Here is an 18,433-nt window from a genome sequence, read left to right as displayed (position 1 = left end):
ATCAAGCTACGGAGATGGAGTGAAAACGGGTGATGGAAAACGCATCCAGCGACGTCTTTGACGCGCCGCTACAGATGATTTCGGTGAGCGCCTGGCCCACCGCCGGGCCGATCTGAAAGCCCGCGCCGGCAAAGCCGAACGCATGCAGCAGACCTGGCTGGGTACGGCTATGGCCGATCACCGGCTGGCGATCGGGCAGATAACCTTCGGTGCCGCTCCAGGTACGGATCGCCTGGGCGCCTTCGAGAAACGGGTAGAGCTCGACTGCCTGGCGCAGGATTTCCAGCACGGCGCTTTGGCCGGGGCGGGCGCGGGCATCGTCGAGAGCAAAGCCCTGGCCGCCGCCCAACACGCAATTGCCCCGCGCGACCTGACGGGCATAGATGCCTCCACCCTCGACGCCGGTGCTGGCGTCCATCACCAGCGGCAGCGGTTCGGTGACCAGCATCGCCGGGTGCCCGGAGTGCATCGGCACCGGCTCGCCGAATTGCGCCGCCAGGGTCCCGGCCCAGGCACCGGCGCAGTTCAGCAGCCAGGGCGCACGCAGTTCCAGGCCGGTTTGCGTGCGTATGCGAAAGCGCTGGCCGTCGTGATCCACTGCGGTGACCGCGCATTGTTCGTGAACCTGCACGCCATGATGACGCGCAGCGCGGGCAAACGCCGGCGACACCAGCCTTGGATTCGCATGACCGTCATCCGGGCAATACGAAGCACCGACTGCCACGTCACCGACCCACGGAAAACGCGCGCGCAGTTCCTTGCGATCAAGTACCTGCAAGTCGAGGCCGAAACCCTGGCTGCGGTCGGCGTAGTCCTGCAGCGAGTGCAGATCGTTGAGGCTGCGGGCGAGCTTGAGGTGACCGCTGCGCTGGTATTCGCCGTCGATTCCGATCAACTGCGGCAACTGCCCCCAGATGGCGTGGGCGCGTTGCGACAGCGGCAATTGCGACAGCGGTCGACCCTGACGGCGCACGCCGCCGTAGTTCACGCCGCTGGAATGTGAACCGCAGAAGTCCCGTTCCAGCAGCACCACGCGGCGCCCGGTCATGCCGAGAAACAGCGCCGCCGAAGCGCCGACGATGCCCCCGCCAATGATCACTGCATCGACTTCGATCATGCTTCGATCTCCAGGCCAAAAGGCAGCGGCTTGATCGGTGCCTGGGCCCGCAGCCGGCCGATATCGGACACGGCGCGATGGCTCTGGCAGGCGATGATTTCCGCCGCGGCGGCTCCGCACATGCGGCCCTGGCAGCGGCCCATGCCGACCCGGCAGTGGGCCTTGACCCGATTGATTTCCCAGTGACCCTCACGCACGACCTGACGAATGTCGCCGGCGCGGACTTCTTCGCAGCGGCAGACCATCACGTCGTCGGCAAGGTTGGCGGCCCAGCCTTCGGGAAAGGCAAAGGCGCGCTCCAGACCCTCTCGGAAATCGCCGATTCGTTGTAGTGACTTCTCAAGGTGTTCGGCGCGGCCGGGCGGGATCAGGTAGCCGATGTCTTCCAGCAGGGCCAGGGCGGCGCGTTCGCCGGCCATTTCCGCGGCGTCGGCGCCCATGATTCCGGCGCCGTCACCGGCCAGGTAGACCTCGGCTACGGTGCTGCGCCCGGTCGAGTCCCGTTGTGGCAACCAGGCGCGGTTGAGCGGGTTCCAGGCGAAGTCGCAGCCGAGCAGGTCGGCGAGTTGGGTTTCGCTGCGCAGGCCGTGGGCGAAGGCGACGGCATCGCAGTCCAGGTGGTGTTCGTCCTTTGCATCGCACCAGCTCAGCGCTTGTACGCGGTCCGTGCCGTCGATGCGTTTCAGGGTGGCGCCCTGATGCACCGGGATGCCGCGGGCGGTGAGCCAGCCGCGGTAATAGATGCCTTTGGCCAGGGTGGCCGGCTGCGCCAGCAGGCCGGGCAGGGCACGGGCCTGGGCGCTGAAGGGTGAGCTGTCGAACACCGCGACGACGTTTGCTCCGGCCTTGGCGTATTGATAGGCGACCAGGTACAGCAACGGACCGCTGCCGGCGAACACCACGCGCTCACCGATGGCGCAGCCCTGGAATTTCAGGGCGATCTGCGCAGCGCCCAAGCTGTAGACGCCGGGCAGGGTCCAACCGGGAACCGGCAGGATCCGGTCGGTGGCGCCGGTGGCGACGATCACCCGGGAGAATTCCAGGCGCGCGGCGCGGCCGTTGTGCAGGGTGTCGAGGGCGCCGTCTTCGGCGTTCCACACCAGGGTGTCGGGGCGGTAGTCGAGCTGTTCGCGCAGGTCGTCTATGGTCTGGTGCAGGGCCTTGGCCTTGCGTGCCTCGAAGCCGTACAGCTTGACCGGCGAGCGCTTGAAATTGGCCGGCTGACGCCGATAAATCTGCCCGCCACCGCGCGCGGCTTCATCCAGCAACACCGGGCGCACGCCATGGGCCATCAGGGTTTGCGCAGCACGAATACCGGCCGGGCCGGCGCCGATGATCACAACGGGCTTCATGCGCACCTCGGTTGTTGGGCAGATGAGTGATTGGTGGTGACTGTCCCGGCCTCATCGCGGGCAAGCCCGCTCCCACAGTGGACTGAGTCGCGCCGCCGATTTTGTGCCTGGCCCGTCCCCCCTGTGGGAGCGGGCTTGCCCGCGAAGACGGCGGCACATTCAACAATGGTGTTGGCAGACAGACCTCTTTCGCGAGCAAGCCCGCTCCCACAGGGGATTGGCGGTAGCCGCAGGTTTTGTGTCTGGCGCTTGAGCCTCTTCATAAACACCGCCCCGGTTCGCGATCGATCTGCTGTCCGGCTTCGAGCAGGGTGGCGCAGGCGCGTACGCGGCGGCCGTCGCCCAGGCGGACCCAGCAGTCCTGGCAGGCGCCCATCAGGCAAAAGCCGGCGCGGGGTTCGGCGCTGAAGTCGCTGCCGCGCAGGTGTTCGCTGTTGGTCAGCACCGCGGTCAGCAGGGTGTCGCCGAGCAGGCCGCGGGCCGGTTGGCCGTCGAGGGTAAAGTCCAGGGCCGGGCGGTCGCCTTCGGCCAGTCGTTTCAGCAGAGCCATGGCGCCCTCATTGTTTGCCCACCAGGACCCGATCCAGGCCGTACACCCGATCGAGCAGAATCATGGTCACCGCGGTCAGCGCGATCACCAGTGCCGACACCGCCGCCATCATCGGATCGATGGATTCGGTGGCGTACACATACATGCGCACCGGCAGGGTCTGCGTGGCCGGCGAGGTGACGAAAATCGACAGCGTGACCTCGTCGAAGCTGTTGATGAACGCCAGCAGCCAGCCGCCAGCGACCCCCGGCAGAATCATCGGCAAGGTGATCTGGCGGAACAGCGTGAAGCGCCCGGCCCCCAGCGATTGCGCGGCGTGTTCGGCGCTGCGGTCCAGGCCAATGGCCGAGGCCAGCACCAGACGCAACACATAGGGAGTGATGACCAGCACATGGGCGAAGATCAGCCAGGCGAAGCTGCCGTTGACCCCCATCAGGGCGAACAGCCGCAGCAGCGCCACCCCCAGCACCAGGTGCGGAATGATGATCGGCGACAGAAACAGCCCGTTGAAGAAATCCCGCCCGGGGAATTCGAATCGGGTGATCGCCAGCGCCGCCGGTACCGCAATCATGGTGGCCAGTGAGGCCGCGCTAAAGGCGAGGATCAGGCTGTTGTAGAACGCATCGACAAAGTCGGCGCGCTCGAACACCGCGCGAAACCAGCGCAGGGAAAAATCGGTGGTCGGCAGACTCAGGGTGTTCTCCGGGGTGAAGGCGACAAGGCACACCACCACCAGCGGGGCGAGCATGAAAACCACCACCAGAGCGTGAAACAGCAGGGCGAAAGGACCGTTCCTGGACATGGCGGATTATCCCAATGACTTCTTGTAGCGGCCTTCGATCATGCGGTTCCACGACAGCATGATCAGCAGGTTGATGAGCAGCAGGGCGACGGCGATGGCCGCACCCATGGGCCAGTTCAGTTCCGACAGGTACTGGTCGTAGATCAGCGTGGCGACCATCTTCAGGCGCCGCCCGCCGAGCAGGCCGGGAATCGCGAAGGAACTGGCGGCCAGGCCGAACACGATCAGCGTGCCGGACAGAATCCCCGGCATGACCTGCGGCAGCACCACCTGGCGAATCACCGTGAACTGGCTGGCGCCCAGGGATAGCGCGGCCTGCTCGCCGGCCGGATCGAGTTTCTGCAGCGAGGTCCAGACCGGAATGATCATGAACGGCAGCATCACGTGGACCAGCGCGATCACCACCGCAAACGGCGTGTACAGCAGCTTCATCGGCGAGCCGCCGAGGGCTTGCAGGACCTGATTGACCAGACCGTCGGCGCCCAGCAACAGGCTCCAACCGAAGGCGCGCACCACCACCGAAATCAGCAGCGGGGTGAGGATCAGTATCAGGAAGATCGAGCGCCACGGGGTGCCCATGCGACTGAGGATGTAGGCCTCGGGCACGCCGATCAGCACGCAGAGCAGGGTGGTCAGGGCGCTGATCCACAGGGTGCGCAGAAAGATCTCGTAGAAATACGGATCGCCCAGCAGGCTGCTGTAGTGCTCGGCGGTATAGGCCTCGGCATTGATCCCCGAGCTGTAGTCGAAAACGTTGAACGACAGCACCAGGGTCAGCAGCAGCGGGATCACCAGCAGGCTGACGTACAGCGCCAGGGCCGGCGCCGACAGCCAGTAACCCTGGCGCCCCTGGCGGATGGCGGCGAGGGTACTCATGCCGTCACCTCGTCGACGCTCAGCACTCGCAACAGCGCCGTGTCCCAATCCAGACCCACCGCTGTGCCCTCATTCAACGGGGCCGATCCGTCGTTGCGGCGCACCACGCTGAGTTCGCCCAAGGGTGTCGATACTCCGTACAGCCATTGGCTGCCGAGGAAAAAGCGGCTGCTGATCTTGCCTTGCAGGCGACCGTGGCCGGCGTCGCGCAGATCGATTTTTTCCGGGCGCAGGCTCAGGGTCAGTTCGCCCTGGCCGCGATTGCACACCTGCGCCACGCCGGCGCTGTCGCGCTCGCCGGGCAACAGATTGGCCTTGCCGACGAAGCCGGAAATGAATTCGGTGCGCGGGTGTTCGTAGAGGGTGTAGGGCGCGTCGATCTGGGTGATGCGCCCGGACTGCATCACCACCACGCGGTCACTGATCGACAGCGCTTCGGACTGATCGTGGGTGACCATCAGCGTGGTAATGCCCACTTCGCGCTGGATGCGGCGGATCTCGAATTGCATCTCTTCGCGCAAATTGGCGTCGAGGTTGGACAGCGGTTCGTCGAGCAGCAGCACCGGCGGCTGGATCACCAATGCCCGGGCCAAGGCCACACGCTGGCGCTGACCACCGGACAGTTCCCGTGGATACCGCTCGGCGTGCTGATGCAGGCGCACCAGTTTCAGCACCCGCTCAACGCGCTGCTGGATCTCGGCGTTCGGCACCTTGCGCATGCGCAGGCCGAAGGCGACGTTGTCCCTGACGGTCATGTGCGGGAACAGCGCGTAACTCTGGAACACCACGCCCAGGCCCCGGCTGGCGGGCTTGGCGTGAGTGATGTCACGACCGTCCAGCACGATGCGTCCGCTGGTGACTTCGACGAAGCCGGCGATCATTTGCAGGGTGGTGGTCTTGCCGCATCCGGAGGGGCCGAGCAAGGACACGAATTCGCCTTTCTCGACCGAGAGATCGGTGGCAACCACGGCGTCGATTTCACCGTAGCGTTTGCCGAGTTTCTGAAGTTGCAAAAAAGCCATGAGTGCGCCTCCACCTGAGATTGTTATGCGCAGCCTGAAGGCGCGCTTTTTTGTATGGGCAGATACGAAAAAATGTTTGCGGGGTGCGTTGGCGCTCGATGTGAGTCGGCTGCCGCTGTTGTTCGAATCGCCCCTGTCTGGACGCAGATTAGGACGAAGACTAGGATGGGCTCAATGGCCTATTTCACTGAATCGATGACTATTTTCAGTTTCATTCGGTGAGTAAATTAAATATCGGAAAAATCAATGTCAGATTCCATTGAGCGGAATGAAAGCAAAAATGAAGTCGGTGTCGGCGCCGTTTCGCGCCTGTTTGCCGTGTTGCGGGCGCTGGGTGACACCGTCGAGGGCGGCGAGCGGGTGACGCAACTGGCGCAGCAAATCGGTTTGTCGCAACCGACCACCCACCGCCTGCTGCGCAGCCTGATGGACGAAGGCATGGTCGAGCAGGACGGGCGCAGCAAGCGCTATCGCCTGAGCCTGGACTTTTTCGCCCTGGCCGCTCGGGCGGGCAACAGTGGCAACCTGCGCGAACTGGTGCGCCCGTCGTTGCTGCGGCTGTCGGCTTCGCTGGGCGACTCGCTGTTTCTGCTGGCGCGCAGCGGCTTCGATGCGATCTGCCTGGACCGCAGCGAGGGCCCGTTTCCGATCCGTACCTTCACCGGTGATATCGGTGGGCGGGTGGCGCTCGGTGTGGGGCAGGGCAGCCTGGCGATTCTGGCGTTCCTGCCGGAGGAGGAGCGCGATACGGTGATCCACTACAACCTGCCGCGGCTCAAGGATTTCCATCTGTATGACGAAGTGTTCCTGCGCTCGGAGGTCGAGAACGTGCGCAAGCTCGGTTATGCCGGGCGCAACACTGGCGTGTTGCAGGGCATGGCCGGGGTGGCGGTGCCGATCCTCGACCGCGAGGGCCGGGCGGTGGCGGCGTTGAGCGTGGCCACCGTGACCGACCGACTGGGCCCGGATCGCCTGCCGACCGTGGTGGAGATGCTCAAGCGCGAAGCGGCGCTGATCGGGCCGCGGATCAATCCGTTCGATCCGTTGTTGCGGCGGCCGTCGCAGGTGTTTGGCCAGAGCTGAGTTTTACCCACCAGCACAGATCCCCTTGTGGGAGCGGGCTTGCTCGCGAATGCGGAGTGTCAGGCGACAAATGTTTATCTGATACACCGCATTCGCGAGCAAGCCCGCTCCCACAGGGGTACGCGGTGTTCAGAAATTCACTGTCTGTCTGAGCATCCGCGCCGCCGGCGTGTCCGTCGGGCTCACCATCGCATAGTTGTAACCGCCCCCCGACCAATACTCGGCCTGCAACCCGCCATCACTGCGACTGCCCCTGGGCAACATGAAATTCTTCGGCCCCGGCGGGCGCACGTAGAAGCTGATCTTGTTGCCGCCCTGATTCTCGTACACCACCATCGCCGCCGGCCCCTGTTCGGTGCTCAGCAGGCGACCGCTCACCGGTTTGAAACCGGCACCGGTCAGATCCGGCAAGCGATTGGCCTGGGTGAAGTAACGGTCGAGCCAGCCCTGCATGTCACCGTCATCGCCCGCCTTGTAGTCCGCGGGCAACATGCCTTGTTCGGCAATCAGCCGGTAGGCCTGCATGGCATCGGCCATCGGTTGCGCCGCGCTGAGCAGGGTCATTTCCCGGGCCTGCCAGCCGCTGACCCCGCCGATGCCGACGGCGATCAGCAACACCGCGGCGCTGGCCAGATGGCGTCGGAATTGGCTTTTCAGACGGCTGCGGATCTGCAGCGGGTCGAGGTCCGGATTGGCCGGTTGCTGCAAGGCGCCGCTCAGGGCCGCGCGCAGTTGCTGGGCGTCCTGTTGCCAGGCGCGGACTTGAGCGGCGGTTTCCGGATGGCTGGCGAGAAAGGTCTCCACCAGCAGCCGGTCGGCGTCGCTCAGTTGGTGGTCGATGTAAGCGTGCAGGTCGCGCTCGCTGGGGGGCATGCTGATCATTTGAGTCTCCGCAGAGCTGGGCGGGTGATTTCGCCATCGCTGAGTTGGCGCAGGGCCTGGCGGGCCCGGGACAGGCGGGACATCACGGTGCCGGTGGGTACGTCGAGAATCTCGGCGACCTCTTTGTAACTCAGGCCTTCGACCGACACCCACAACAGCAGCGCGCGCTGTTCGGTGGGCAGTTGATCGAAGGCGTTGAGGGTCGATTGGGCGATCACGGTGCGCTCCACCGAAGGCTGCGCGTCGTCGCGCCCGGTGAAGAACTCGAGCATCCGCGCATAACGTCGCGAGCGCCGGTGAGCATCGAGAAACTGCCGATAGAGGATCGCGAACAGCCAGGCGCGCAAATCGCCTTCAGGGCGTTTGTCACCCCAACTCGACAGCGCGCGCTCAAGGCACGACTGCACCAGGTCATCGGCGCTGCTCGGGTTGCGTGTCAGGGACCCTGCAAAACGCCGCAATCTGGGAATGATTTCTCTCAGTTGTTCGTCGATATCGTTCATGGAGTTCTGGCTTGTCACTACGCTGAACCAGGAAGACGCCCGGCACTCGAGGTTATTCCACGTCTGAAAAAATAAATACCAGTCGATGGAATAAACCCGAGTGGGGTTCGTCTGCCTGATTCTTCTCACTTGTGGCCGCAGGCCCTGGAGTCTTTCATGGTAGATCGCTCATCACCGCCAACCCGGCCGCCCTTGAGTGCCGCGAGCCTGACGCTGCGCCTGGCCGGCATTGCCGTGGTGGTCGCCGCCGTGGCCGGGGCTTTTGCCTACGTCAATGGCACCCTCGACCCACAACGCCTGACGCCGAAAAAACTGGTCAACGTGCTGGAAACCAACAACGGCGTGCACCCGGGGTTCCGCCGCAATCACGCCAAGGGCGTGTGTGTGATCGGCCACTTCGAGAGCAGTGGCGAGGCGCGCAGTTACTCCACCGCGCAGGTGTTCAATGAGGCGCGCACGCCGGTGGTCGGTCGTCTGGCCTTGCCGCCGGGCAATCCCTACACACCGGACAGCGCGATACCAATCCGCAGCATGGCGCTGCGCTTCACCCAGGCCAACGGTCAGCAGTGGCGGACCGGGATGAACAGCATGCCGGTGTTCCCGGTGGGCACGCCCGAGGCGTTTTACCAATTGCAGCAAGCGACCGCTCCGCTGCCTTCGACGGGCAAGCCCGATCCCGCCGCCGTGCCGGCGTTTTTCGGTTCGCACCCGGAAGCCGCACCGTTTCTGGCCTGGATCAAGACCGCGAAACCTTCGGCCAGCTATGTGACGGAAACCTATAACAGCGTCAACGCGTTTTACTTGGTCAACGCCGCCGGACAAAAGCAGGCCGTGCGCTGGAATATGGTGCCGGTGACCCAGGATGCGCCTGGGGCGACGGCGCCAGAAGGCAGCGATTTTCTCGAAAAAGACCTGGTGCAGCGCATCGCCGCAGGCCCTGTGCGTTGGCAGTTGATGATCACCCTGGCCAACCCCGGCGATCCGGTCAACGATGCGAGCAAGCCCTGGCCTGAAGGTCGCAAGGTGTTGAACGCCGGCACCTTGGTGATGGAAAGCGTGCAGCCGCAACTCAGTGGCGAATGCCGCGATATCAACTACGACCCGCTGGTGTTGCCGTCCGGCATCGAAGGCTCCGACGACCCGTTGCTCGCCGCGCGTTCCGCCGCTTACGCCACGTCCTACCTGCGTCGCACCAGCGAAGTCAGCCAATTGCCCGCCGCCAAACAGGAGGACCAGCAATGAGCACTCAACCTAAACACTTCGCTCCCCTGGCGCGCCTGCTGCACTGGTTGATGGCGCTGATGATCATCGCCATGCTGTTCATCGGCGCCGGCATGGTCGCCTCGGTTTCCGAGCGTCATGAGTGGCTGATCAACCTGCACAAGCCGTTGGGCGTGGCCATTTTGCTGCTGGTGATCGTGCGTCTGGTGGTGCGCTTCTCCACGCAACAGCCTCCGTTGCCAGCGGATATGCCGGGCTGGCAAGTCCTGGCGGCCAAGGCTTCTCATGTTTTGCTGTATGCCTTGATGCTGATTTTGCCGTTGCTGGGCTGGGCGATGATTTCCGCTTCCGGTGAGCCGGTGATGCTCAGCAGCTCGGTGCAACTGCCCTCCATCGTGACGGCCAATGCACAGATGTTCTCGTTCCTGCGCAAGGCCCATGGGTATCTGGCGTATCTGTTGTTCCTGACGGTGTTGCTGCATCTGGCGGCGGCGTTGTTCCATGGTTGGGTGCGACGTGATGATGTGCTCGATAGCATGTTGCGGGGCAGGGATCGCGGCTGATCTAAGTCCGTCAGATCGTTCCCACGCTCTGCGTGGGAACGATCAGGAAGAAGGTAACCCTCTGTACCTGTCAACTTTGACAGTATCGCTTCCCGAAAAAAGCTCGTTCAATGTTCAACGACTGCTGTGGCTCGTGAACAAGGCCAGTCGAAAAGCATTGAATATGTCTTTTCGGGAGATCAAACATGTTCAGCACTGCAGGCTTGTATTGCATACGGCATGTTGTTTTCGCGCTTTTGATTCTGTTGTTGGTGTGCGCTTGTATCCCACCACCGAAAAAAGATCCCGGTCAATCCGCCGCGCAGTTATACGCAGACTTGATCAAGCCTGGCGTATTCGAACGATCAAGTTCGAAGACTATGGATGGCTACACCGTTGAAAGCGGTAATGTGCGGCTGCCGGATAAATCCACGGGTTCGCTGGTGACGGTGCGTTCTTCAGATGGAAGTCTGACGGCTTTGGTCGACAGGCCTGGGGCAAGTGGGCTGCTGTTGATTGATAACAAGGGCGTCGCAACTTTTCAGCCTGAGCCCGTCCTGGCGATCAAGGTCGAAGACGCAGTCCCCAACTCGGGTGAAAAGGTCGTGGTATCCGATCGGGATGAAGCAGGCCCCAAGGTCATTGATGTGCTGATCGGCTACTCCCGAGCGGCCGTGGCGGCGGTAGGCGGCGATGTTCGCGCCAATGCCCTGGCTCAGGTCGAAAGCGTTAACTTGTCGTTGCGCAACTTGCAGGTTTCCGACGTTTCCTTGAGGTTGGTCGGTACGCAAGTCGTTGCGCTGGATTCCCCGATCAGTGTTGAAACACTGGAACAAGTGCCGGTGATTTTTGCCGAAGGCATCGCCAACTTCGAGCCGGATGTTATCTACGGAGTGTTTACTTACAAGGGCGAGCCCGTAACTGGGCAGGGTTATCTGCCGGGACGCACGGCCATCGGTAATCCGTTCAGTCCAACTTTGTTTGCCCATGAACTTGGTCATAACGCAGGTGCAGTAACAGCCGACGCCGCCCGCGCCTGGCGTGAAAGTGCGGGAAGGCTGTCTTCTTATGCGCACTTCGCTCCCAAAGTCCCTCAGAGTTTTACCTTTACCTCGGCTTCGTTTGGCACGGTCGGGTTTCGGTGGCTGCAGTCACCGCGAGCGGTGAAATATGAGGTGATGGGGAAGGAGCCGTTGTTGGAGGGATATAAAAAGCTTGGGGAGAGCACGACTCCGGATGTTGTTTTGTACAACGTGCCGAACGCGAAGATGCCTTATTACGTGGTCGCGGTTTTTGGGGATGGTTCGAAGTCTGAGCCCAGCAATATTGTTTATGCGAAGCCTTATGAAAATACGCTGACGAAATAGCCCTCGCCAGATCGTTCCCATGCTCTGCATGGGAACGATCAGAGAGCGATCACCGCAGGCTATCAACCATCTCGCCAACAACCGTCAACACATCCTTGCCCAACTGCTTCGAACGCTTGCCCGACCAACCCGTGACCGGATTCGGGTGATCGTTGTGGTCCTTGAACGGCATTTCCAGCGTCAGGGACAGGCAGTCGAACTTCTCGCCAACGGCGTTGCAGGCCAGGGTCATGTTGGCCTTGCCCGGTTCGTCGCGGGTGTAGCCGTACTTGGTCTGGAAGTCCTTGGTGGTGTGCTTCAGGCGGCTGCGGAAGTCTTCTTCGAGCTTGGCGATGCGCGGGGTGTAGCCCGGGTTGCCTTCGCAGGCGGCGGTGAAGACGTGGGGGATTTCCTCGTCGCCGTGGGCGTCGATGAACAGGTCCACGCCGTACTTTTCCATCTGCTGCTGGACGAAAAACACTTCCGGGCTCATTTCCGGGTTGGCGTTCTGCCAGGCGCGGTTGAGGTCCTGGCCGGCGGCGTTGGTGCGCAGGTGGCCGTGGAAGGCACCGTCCGGGTTCATGTTCGGCACCAGGTACAGGTCGGCGTTGGCCAGCAGCTTGTCCAGCACCGGATCGTCGTGGCGCTCCAGGCGCTCGATGATGCCTTCCATGAACCACTCGGCCATGTGCTCGCCGGGGTGTTGCTGGGCGATGATCCACACCTTGCGCCGGCCTTCGGCGCCGGTGCCTTTGCGCAGCAATTGAATGTCACGACCTTCGACGCTCTTGCCGGTGGCCAGCAGTTCGGTACCGGCCTTGGTCAGCGCCTGCTCGATCAGCCAGTCGTGGCGACCACGGCTGTAGGGTTCGAAGTAGGCGAACCAAGCGTGGGTTTGCGTGGCTTCCAGGCAGAAGCGCAGGCAATCGCCTTCAAAGATGGTCGGCACGCGGAACCAGTTGACGTGATCGTAGGAGGCGACCGCCTGATAGCCGTCCCATGCCTTGTTGTAGGAAGACTGGCTGGCATTGGTCAGACGAAACCAGTGTTCCTGGCCGACGTGCAGGCCGCTGGCCTTGAAGTGGAACCACTGGAAATGATTGCTCTTGGTGTCGGGTCGGATTGCCAGCAGTGGTTTGAGCGGGTCGCTGAGGTCGATGACCTGGATGTTGCCACTGTCGAAGTTGGCAGTGATGTCGAGGGATTTAGCCACGGTTGGAGTTTCCTGATCTGAATTTTTATGGCGGCTACTTTACACGCAAGGGCAGGGGGCTGGCAGCGAAGAAAAAACGTTTCATCTGCGGCGACCAATCCCGTACCGGGCGCAAAGTCCATCGTCACAGCATAGCCATCGGTGCTGTTACCCCACGCACCTTTTTGTGGCGCTGCTTGTGTAACCACGGTTACAGCATGGGGCATTTCAACTCGCCGGACTCAGGCTGCCGCTCGCCGCAGCTTATCGATTAATCCATCCCAATCAATCACCTGCGCGCCAGGAACGGAATCTGGCATGCAAAGTGCTTTTTTGGCTTTATGGATAATTGGATACAAAACTACAAAAGGTGCATCTGATGAAATTCGCTCCTGCCTATACCGAGCGCCAACCGGTGACCGCCGAGGAAGAGGCCTACAACTTTCTGCTGGAGGCCATTTGCAAGGGTCGTTACCGCACCGGCGAGCGCCTGATCGCCGAGGATATCGCCGGGGAGATCGGCATGAGCCGCATGCCGGTGCGCGAAGCCTTCCGGCGTCTGGATGCCGACGGCCTGGTCACACTGCGGCCCAACCGCGGCGCCATTGTGCGCGGCCTGAACGTCGAGGAAATGCGTGAAGTGTTCGAGATGCGCAGCGCCCTGGAAGGCCTGGCCATTCGTGTCGCCGTACCGAAACTTACCGAGCGTCATTTCAGCCATCTGGAGCGCTTGCTCGACGAGATGGACGACTACCGCGAAGACGGCGCCGAGTGGGTCAGCCGCCATCGCGCCTTCCACGAATACCTGTGCAGCCTGAGCGAACGCCCGCGCCTGATGCGGCAGATTTCGGCGCTGTATTCGGTGATCGAGCCGCACATGCGTCTGTGGCTGCAGCACGCCGATAAACCCCGCAGCGCCCGGGACGAGCACGCATCGATTGTCGAGGCCCTGCGCACGGGCGACGCGGACAAAGCCGCCACCGAAGTGTGCGAGCACATCGAAGGCACCATCCCGCGGCTCATTCAGTTTCTAGAAGCTCATCAACAGAAAGATCATCCGTAGAAAGCCCATCAATAGAAGAACAACCAGCCAACTGGAGTCATGCACCATGCACAAGCCCTGCGCGTTAGTTGCCGTGTTCACCCTGAGTCTGTGTTCGCAATGGGCGCTCGCCGCCCCCGAGTTGCCCGAGCGTTTGAGCAAGAGCGAGAAAATCGTCTACTGCTCGGGCATGGATTCGCCGCCACTGGTGTCGTTCGACGCCAAGCAGAAACCGGTGGGCCTTCAGGTCGACATGGGCGAGGCGATTGCCAAGCGTCTGGGGGACAAGAAGGTGGAATGGCGCATTTCTCCCTTCGCCGGGCTGATCCCGGCGCTATTGGCGCAGCAGTGCGACATGATCGTCGATCAGCTGTTCGACAAGCCTGAGCGCCGCGAAGTGATCGATATCGTCAACTTCATGTACTCCAGCCAATCCATCGTCGTGCCCAAGGGCAATCCGAAAGGCGTGAGCACCCTGGAAGACCTGTCGGGCCTGAAAGTCGCGGTGAGTAACGGTTCGACCATCCGTTTGCTGCTCGGCAAGGAAAACGAAAAACTCGAAGCCGCCGGCAAGGCGCCGATGAAACTGGTGGTGTACAACGTCGACGCCGATGCCTTCCAGGCCTTGCGCATCAATCAGGTGGACGCCTTCGGCACCACGGTCGAGTCCGCCGGCCACTATCAGCAACTGGCGCCGGACCTGTTCCAGTCCGCGGTGCCGGCCTTCAACCGCATCCTCACCGGTTTTGGCGTGCGCAAGAGCGATCCGCAGCTGACGGTCGCGCTGACCGAGGTCCTGCAGGGCATGCGCGCCGATGGCAGCTACACCGAGCTCCTCAGTAAATGGCATGTCGACAGCGACAAACTGGACTGAGGACAAATCGCATGAATTTCAATTGGGATGTGTTCTGGCAGTACCTGCTGCAGCCCAGCGATGTGTATCTGACAGGGCTGTGGCTGACCTGCCTTATCAGCGTGTCGGCGATGTTGCTCGGTTGCGTGCTGGGGCTGATCGCGGCCTTGATGAAGCTGTCGAGTAACCCGTTCTTGCAATACCCCGTGCGCCTTTATGTTTGGCTGATGCGCGGCACGCCGCTGCTGGTGCAGATCGTGTTTCTGTACACGGCACTGGCGGCGGGCGGGATTTTCCGCTTCGAAGACATCGATCTGGGCTGGATCGTCGTGCCCGGCAATATCCAGGCGGCAATCATCGCCCTGGGCCTCAACGAAGGCGCGTACATGGCCGAGATCATTCGCGCCGGCATCGGTGCGGTGGACAAGGGCCAATACGAAGCCGGGCGCTCCCTGGGCATGACCTTTCCCAAGCTGATGCGGCGGATAGTGCTGCCCCAGGCTTTCCGGGTGATCGTGCCGCCGCTGGGCAACGAGTTCAACGTGATGTTGAAAAACACCACGCTGGTCAGTGTGATCGGGGTTCAGGAACTGCTGCTCAGTACGCAAATGGTTACTTCGGCGACCTTCCGCGTGTTCGAACTGTACCTGGTGGTGGCCATCTACTTCCTCGCCTTGACCACCCTCTGGGGCTTCTTCCAGCGCTGGCTTGAAACCCGCTTCGGTCAGTCCGACCGTCCGGCGCCAGCAGCCAATCGCATGTTCGGTCGCAACACCATGAAACTGTTGAGGGGGCGTTGAGATGGCGCACATGAGTGAAGAACTGGTCATCGAAGCGCTGGACATTCACAAGTCGTTTGGTGATCTGGAAATTCTCAAGGGTATTTCCCTGCAAGTGCGGCGCGGTGAAGTGGTGGTGCTGATCGGGGCCTCCGGTTCCGGCAAGACCACCTTTATCCGCTGCATCAATCTGCTGGAAGACATTCAGTCCGGGCAGATCCGCGTCGCCGGTCAGCCGATGGGTTATCGCACCCGCGCCGACGGCAGTCTGGCCCGGGACTCGGAGCGCAACATCGCCAGGCAGCGCCGAGACATCGGCATGGTGTTCCAGCGTTTCAATCTGTTCCCGCACATGACCGCCCTGGAAAACATCATCGAAGCGCCCATCCAGGTGCTGGGCGTACCTCGCGCGGCTGCGCTGGAACAGGCGCGGGCCTTGCTCAAGCGCGTGGGGCTGGCGGAGAAGGCCGATCACTATCCGTCGATGTTGTCCGGTGGCCAGCAGCAGCGGGTGGCCATCGCCCGGGCCCTGGCCATGAAACCCCAGGCGATGCTGTTCGACGAGCCCACCAGTGCCCTCGATCCCGAGACGGTGGGCGAGGTGCTGCAAGTGATGAAGGAGCTGGCCGAGGAGGGCATGACCATGGTCGTGGTCACCCACGAAATGGGCTTTGCCCGGGAAGTGGCCGACCGGGTCGTGGTGCTCGATCAGGGCGAACTGATTGAGCAGGGCCCGCCTGAACAGATTTTCAGCCAGCCAAAACATGCCCGTACGCGGGCGTTCTTGAGCCGCGTGTTGTGAGCCCATTCAACCGATTTGTGTGAGTCCTGCCATGTTCAAATTTTCTGCTCATGAGTACCCCTACGCCTCACAACGTCAAAGTGTCTTCGCCAAGCGCGGCATGGTCGCGGCCTCGCAGCCGCTGGCCGCTGAAGCCGGGATCGAAATCATGCGTCGCGGCGGCAATGCCATCGACGCCGCCATCGCCACGGCCGCGGCGCTGACCGTGGTCGAGCCCACCGGTTGCGGTATCGGCGGCGACGCCTTTGCCCTGGTCTGGACACAAAACAAGCTGCACGGTTTGAACGCCAACGGCGCGGCGCCGCAAGCCTTGAGTATCGAAGCGGTCAAGGCTGCCGGTCATGAAAAAATGCCCTTGCATGGCTGGACGCCGGTGACCGTGCCAGGCTGTCCATCGGCCTGGGCGGAGCTGTCGTCGCGTTTTGGCCGACTGCCTTTTGCCGACCTGCTGCAACCGGCGATCAGCCTGGCGCGAGACGGTTTTCCCGTTTCACCGGTGGTTGCCCTGCAGTGGCAAACCGCGCTGGAGAATTTCAGCAAGGATCGCGATGAAGTGCTCGAAAGCTGGTTCGAGACGTTCCTGATCGACGGCCGCGCGCCCCGTGCCGGCGAGCTGTTCCGCAATCCGGCCCAGGCGCGAACCCTGAGCGAACTGGCTGCTACCGGTTGCGAAAGCTTCTATCGTGGCGCCTTGGCGCAGCGGCTGGATGCCCACTCGCGAGCCACCGGAGGCTATCTGCGCGGCAGCGATTTGCAGGATTACCGCGCGCAGTGGGTCGAACCGATCAAGGTCAACTACCGTGGCGTGGATGTCTGGGAGATCCCACCGAGCGGCCAGGGACTGGTGGCGTTGATGACGTTGAAGATCCTCGAGGGTTTCGACTTCGATCATCGTGACAGCCAGCAGACCTGGCACCGCCAACTCGAGGCCATGAAACTCGCCTACAGCGACGGTTTGCACTACATCACCGATCCGGAGCACATGCGGGTCGCCGTCGAAGACTTGCTGAGCGATCACTATGCCGCCCATCGTCGCTCGCAGATCGGCGAGCAGGCCGTGGCGCCGCAGCCGGGCGATCCCCATGCCAGCGGCACCGTCTACCTGGCCACTGCCGATGATGAAGGCAACATGGTGTCGTACATCCAGAGCAACTATCACGGCTTCGGTTCGGGCGTAGTCCTGCCCGACAGCGGTATCGCCCTCCAGAACCGGGGTGAGGAATTCAGCCTGGATCCTGCACATTCCAACTGCCTGGCGCCGGGCAAGAAGACCTTCCACACCATCATTCCGGGATTCCTCAGCAAGAACGGTGTGGCGATGGGACCGTTTGGCGTGATGGGCGGTTACATGCAGCCCCAAGGGCACGTGCAGATGGTGATGAACCTGGTGGATTTCGGCCTCAACCCGCAAGCGGCCCTGGATGCGCCGCGCTGGCAATGGCTGGGTGGGTTGAAGGTGGGTATCGAGCAGAACGCGTCACGGGATGTGGCGGCGGCGCTGGCGCGGCGTGGACATGGGGTTGAGGTGGTGTGCGATCTGACCGGTTATGGGCGCGGGCAGATTATCTTGCGTGATCCAGAGAGTGGGGTGCTGTGTGGCGGGACGGAGCCGCGGGCGGATTCGCATATTGCGGTGTATTGAAGTGCGGTGAACCGGGAGGGGGGGGCGTCGTCCCTGACGCGGAGGCAGCTTAGAGTGTATGCAATTGATTCTCAAGTGCTATTTGCCATTACTTTGCCTGCGTCTTCAGGGGCCCGTCTTGCCATCCGGAAAACTTTTGATATGATCCGCGCCATCGAATTTGCGGCACCCAAAGACTTCATTAGCCTGAAGCCATAAGCCAGAAACTGGCAAAAAAAAGACCCGGCAAAAAGCCGGGTCAAAAACCGTGATTAGCCTGATGAGGAGATAGTCCAAGAGTCCGACCTAAGGTCCCTTGGCCCATCGACTGATCTCGCGATCAGTTGGTGCAATAATAATCATTCTCGTTTGCAGGTCAAGCGGTTTGTTTGCGCTATTGGAAAATTTTTTCCCGCCCTCTGTTTTTATCCCTTCGCCTCAAACGCTCTGATGCCTCTCCAGCGCCCGATCCACCATGGCTCTGGCCATGTCGATCATGTGCACCACCGAAAGCGCTAGGTCCCGACTCGAGCCCTGCAATTGCTTTGCGGCTTCGTAGGCCGTGGCACCTGCACAGCGTAAAAGGTCCGTGGCATGCACCAGCGCCTCTTCGCCACTGACATTTTTGTTCACATCAAAAAACCGCACTTCGCCTGCCTCTTCCGCTGCGGCCGGTTTCAGGTAGTAGTCCAGTGCACGCTGGGCCGCGGCGCAGCCTTGGGGAGAGGTCAGGGAAGTATCAATCTGGATATCGGGTAAATCGTCGCTGGGTTGGGTCATGGTTAGGGCAAGCTCCGTGATAGATTCAGATCCGTGAACGGATATTAGTACGATCTGTATTTGTGACC

At 62.0% G+C, this 18,433-nt stretch carries 19 protein-coding genes; 9 read left to right on the top strand and 10 right to left on the bottom strand.

Features of this window, described 5'->3' with window-relative positions:
* Position 1: 1 nt before the first annotated feature.
* The 6 genes from K9857_RS06705 to K9857_RS06680 form a co-directional block, all read right to left on the bottom strand.
* Positions 2 to 1,117 (bottom strand): NAD(P)/FAD-dependent oxidoreductase, encoded by a 1,116-nt coding sequence (locus K9857_RS06705; protein WP_224534107.1) that lies wholly within the window; start codon positions 1,115 to 1,117, stop codon positions 2 to 4.
* A complete protein-coding gene (locus K9857_RS06700) occupies positions 1,114 to 2,469 on the bottom strand; it encodes an NAD(P)/FAD-dependent oxidoreductase (protein WP_224534106.1) in 1,356 nt (451 codons plus the stop codon). Before K9857_RS06700 ends, K9857_RS06705 begins: the two co-directional genes overlap by 4 nt.
* A 259-nt stretch (positions 2,470 to 2,728) precedes the next feature.
* Complete coding sequence (locus tag K9857_RS06695; protein WP_224534105.1) at positions 2,729 to 3,019, bottom strand: (2Fe-2S)-binding protein; 291 nt, start codon at positions 3,017 to 3,019, stop codon at positions 2,729 to 2,731.
* 7 nt (positions 3,020 to 3,026) lie between these two features.
* A complete protein-coding gene (locus K9857_RS06690; protein ID WP_224534104.1) occupies positions 3,027 to 3,821 on the bottom strand; it encodes an ABC transporter permease in 795 nt (264 codons plus the stop codon).
* A 6-nt stretch (positions 3,822 to 3,827) separates the two neighbouring features.
* A complete protein-coding gene (locus K9857_RS06685; RefSeq protein WP_224534103.1) occupies positions 3,828 to 4,697 on the bottom strand; it encodes an ABC transporter permease in 870 nt (289 codons plus the stop codon).
* Positions 4,694 to 5,719: an ABC transporter ATP-binding protein gene (locus K9857_RS06680; protein ID WP_224534102.1), complete on the bottom strand. Its 1,026-nt coding sequence runs from the start codon at positions 5,717 to 5,719 to the stop codon at positions 4,694 to 4,696. The genes K9857_RS06685 and K9857_RS06680 overlap by 4 nt, the downstream gene beginning before the upstream one ends.
* A gap of 246 nt (positions 5,720 to 5,965) precedes the next feature.
* Between K9857_RS06680 and K9857_RS06675 the strand changes: the two genes are divergently transcribed.
* The gene (locus K9857_RS06675; RefSeq protein WP_175377436.1) at positions 5,966 to 6,802 is read left to right on the top strand and encodes an IclR family transcriptional regulator; all 837 of its coding nucleotides are present in this window, start codon (positions 5,966 to 5,968) and stop codon (positions 6,800 to 6,802) included.
* Positions 6,803 to 6,931: 129 nt separating this feature from the next.
* Here the strand turns inward: K9857_RS06675 and K9857_RS06670 are convergent, their stop codons facing one another.
* Positions 6,932 to 7,684 (bottom strand): anti-sigma factor family protein, encoded by a 753-nt coding sequence (locus tag K9857_RS06670; protein WP_224534101.1) that lies wholly within the window; start codon positions 7,682 to 7,684, stop codon positions 6,932 to 6,934.
* Positions 7,681 to 8,187 carry an RNA polymerase sigma factor gene (locus K9857_RS06665; RefSeq protein WP_224534100.1) on the bottom strand — a complete coding sequence of 169 codons (507 nt, stop codon included), beginning with the start codon at positions 8,185 to 8,187 and terminating at the stop codon, positions 7,681 to 7,683. The genes K9857_RS06670 and K9857_RS06665 overlap by 4 nt, the downstream gene beginning before the upstream one ends.
* A gap of 156 nt (positions 8,188 to 8,343) precedes the next feature.
* Here K9857_RS06665 and K9857_RS06660 point away from each other — a divergent pair, with 156 nt between their 5' ends.
* From K9857_RS06660 to K9857_RS06650, 3 genes are all read left to right on the top strand, one after another.
* Entirely contained in the window at positions 8,344 to 9,429 is a 1,086-nt protein-coding gene (locus tag K9857_RS06660; protein WP_224534099.1) for a catalase family peroxidase, read from the top strand.
* Positions 9,426 to 9,971: a cytochrome b gene (locus tag K9857_RS06655; RefSeq protein ID WP_224534098.1), complete on the top strand. Its 546-nt coding sequence runs from the start codon at positions 9,426 to 9,428 to the stop codon at positions 9,969 to 9,971. The genes K9857_RS06660 and K9857_RS06655 overlap by 4 nt, the downstream gene beginning before the upstream one ends.
* A 185-nt stretch (positions 9,972 to 10,156) precedes the next feature.
* Positions 10,157 to 11,317 (top strand): zinc-dependent metalloprotease, encoded by a 1,161-nt coding sequence (locus tag K9857_RS06650; RefSeq protein ID WP_224534097.1) that lies wholly within the window; start codon positions 10,157 to 10,159, stop codon positions 11,315 to 11,317.
* Positions 11,318 to 11,366: 49 nt separating this feature from the next.
* Here K9857_RS06650 and K9857_RS06645 read toward each other — a convergent pair whose 3' ends face one another.
* A complete protein-coding gene (locus tag K9857_RS06645) occupies positions 11,367 to 12,509 on the bottom strand; it encodes a M14-type cytosolic carboxypeptidase (protein ID WP_224534096.1) in 1,143 nt (380 codons plus the stop codon).
* 358 nt (positions 12,510 to 12,867) lie between these two features.
* On the opposite strand from K9857_RS06645, the gene K9857_RS06640 reads away from it, so the two are divergent.
* Genes K9857_RS06640 through K9857_RS06620 form a run of 5 tightly spaced genes read left to right on the top strand, consistent with a single transcriptional unit; the run spans position 12,868 to position 17,606 of the window.
* A complete protein-coding gene (locus tag K9857_RS06640; protein WP_224534095.1) occupies positions 12,868 to 13,551 on the top strand; it encodes a GntR family transcriptional regulator in 684 nt (227 codons plus the stop codon).
* Positions 13,552 to 13,597: 46 nt separating this feature from the next.
* Entirely contained in the window at positions 13,598 to 14,404 is an 807-nt protein-coding gene (locus tag K9857_RS06635) for an ABC transporter substrate-binding protein (RefSeq protein ID WP_224534094.1), read from the top strand.
* Between the two features lie 11 nt (positions 14,405 to 14,415).
* Entirely contained in the window at positions 14,416 to 15,183 is a 768-nt protein-coding gene (locus tag K9857_RS06630; protein ID WP_224534093.1) for an amino acid ABC transporter permease, read from the top strand.
* 1 nt (position 15,184) lies between these two features.
* Positions 15,185 to 15,964 (top strand): amino acid ABC transporter ATP-binding protein, encoded by a 780-nt coding sequence (locus tag K9857_RS06625; RefSeq protein WP_224534092.1) that lies wholly within the window; start codon positions 15,185 to 15,187, stop codon positions 15,962 to 15,964.
* Positions 15,965 to 15,995: 31 nt separating this feature from the next.
* Positions 15,996 to 17,606 (top strand): gamma-glutamyltransferase family protein, encoded by a 1,611-nt coding sequence (locus K9857_RS06620; protein WP_224534091.1) that lies wholly within the window; start codon positions 15,996 to 15,998, stop codon positions 17,604 to 17,606.
* A gap of 417 nt (positions 17,607 to 18,023) precedes the next feature.
* On the opposite strand, the gene K9857_RS06615 is transcribed toward K9857_RS06620, so the two are convergent.
* A complete protein-coding gene (locus K9857_RS06615; RefSeq protein WP_224534090.1) occupies positions 18,024 to 18,365 on the bottom strand; it encodes a DUF6124 family protein in 342 nt (113 codons plus the stop codon).
* Positions 18,366 to 18,433: the final 68 nt, after the last annotated feature.

Source organism: Pseudomonas sp. REP124, assembly GCF_020164475.1.
GTDB lineage: Bacteria > Pseudomonadota > Gammaproteobacteria > Pseudomonadales > Pseudomonadaceae > Aquipseudomonas.
This window is presented reverse-complemented; position numbering and strand designations above follow the sequence as displayed.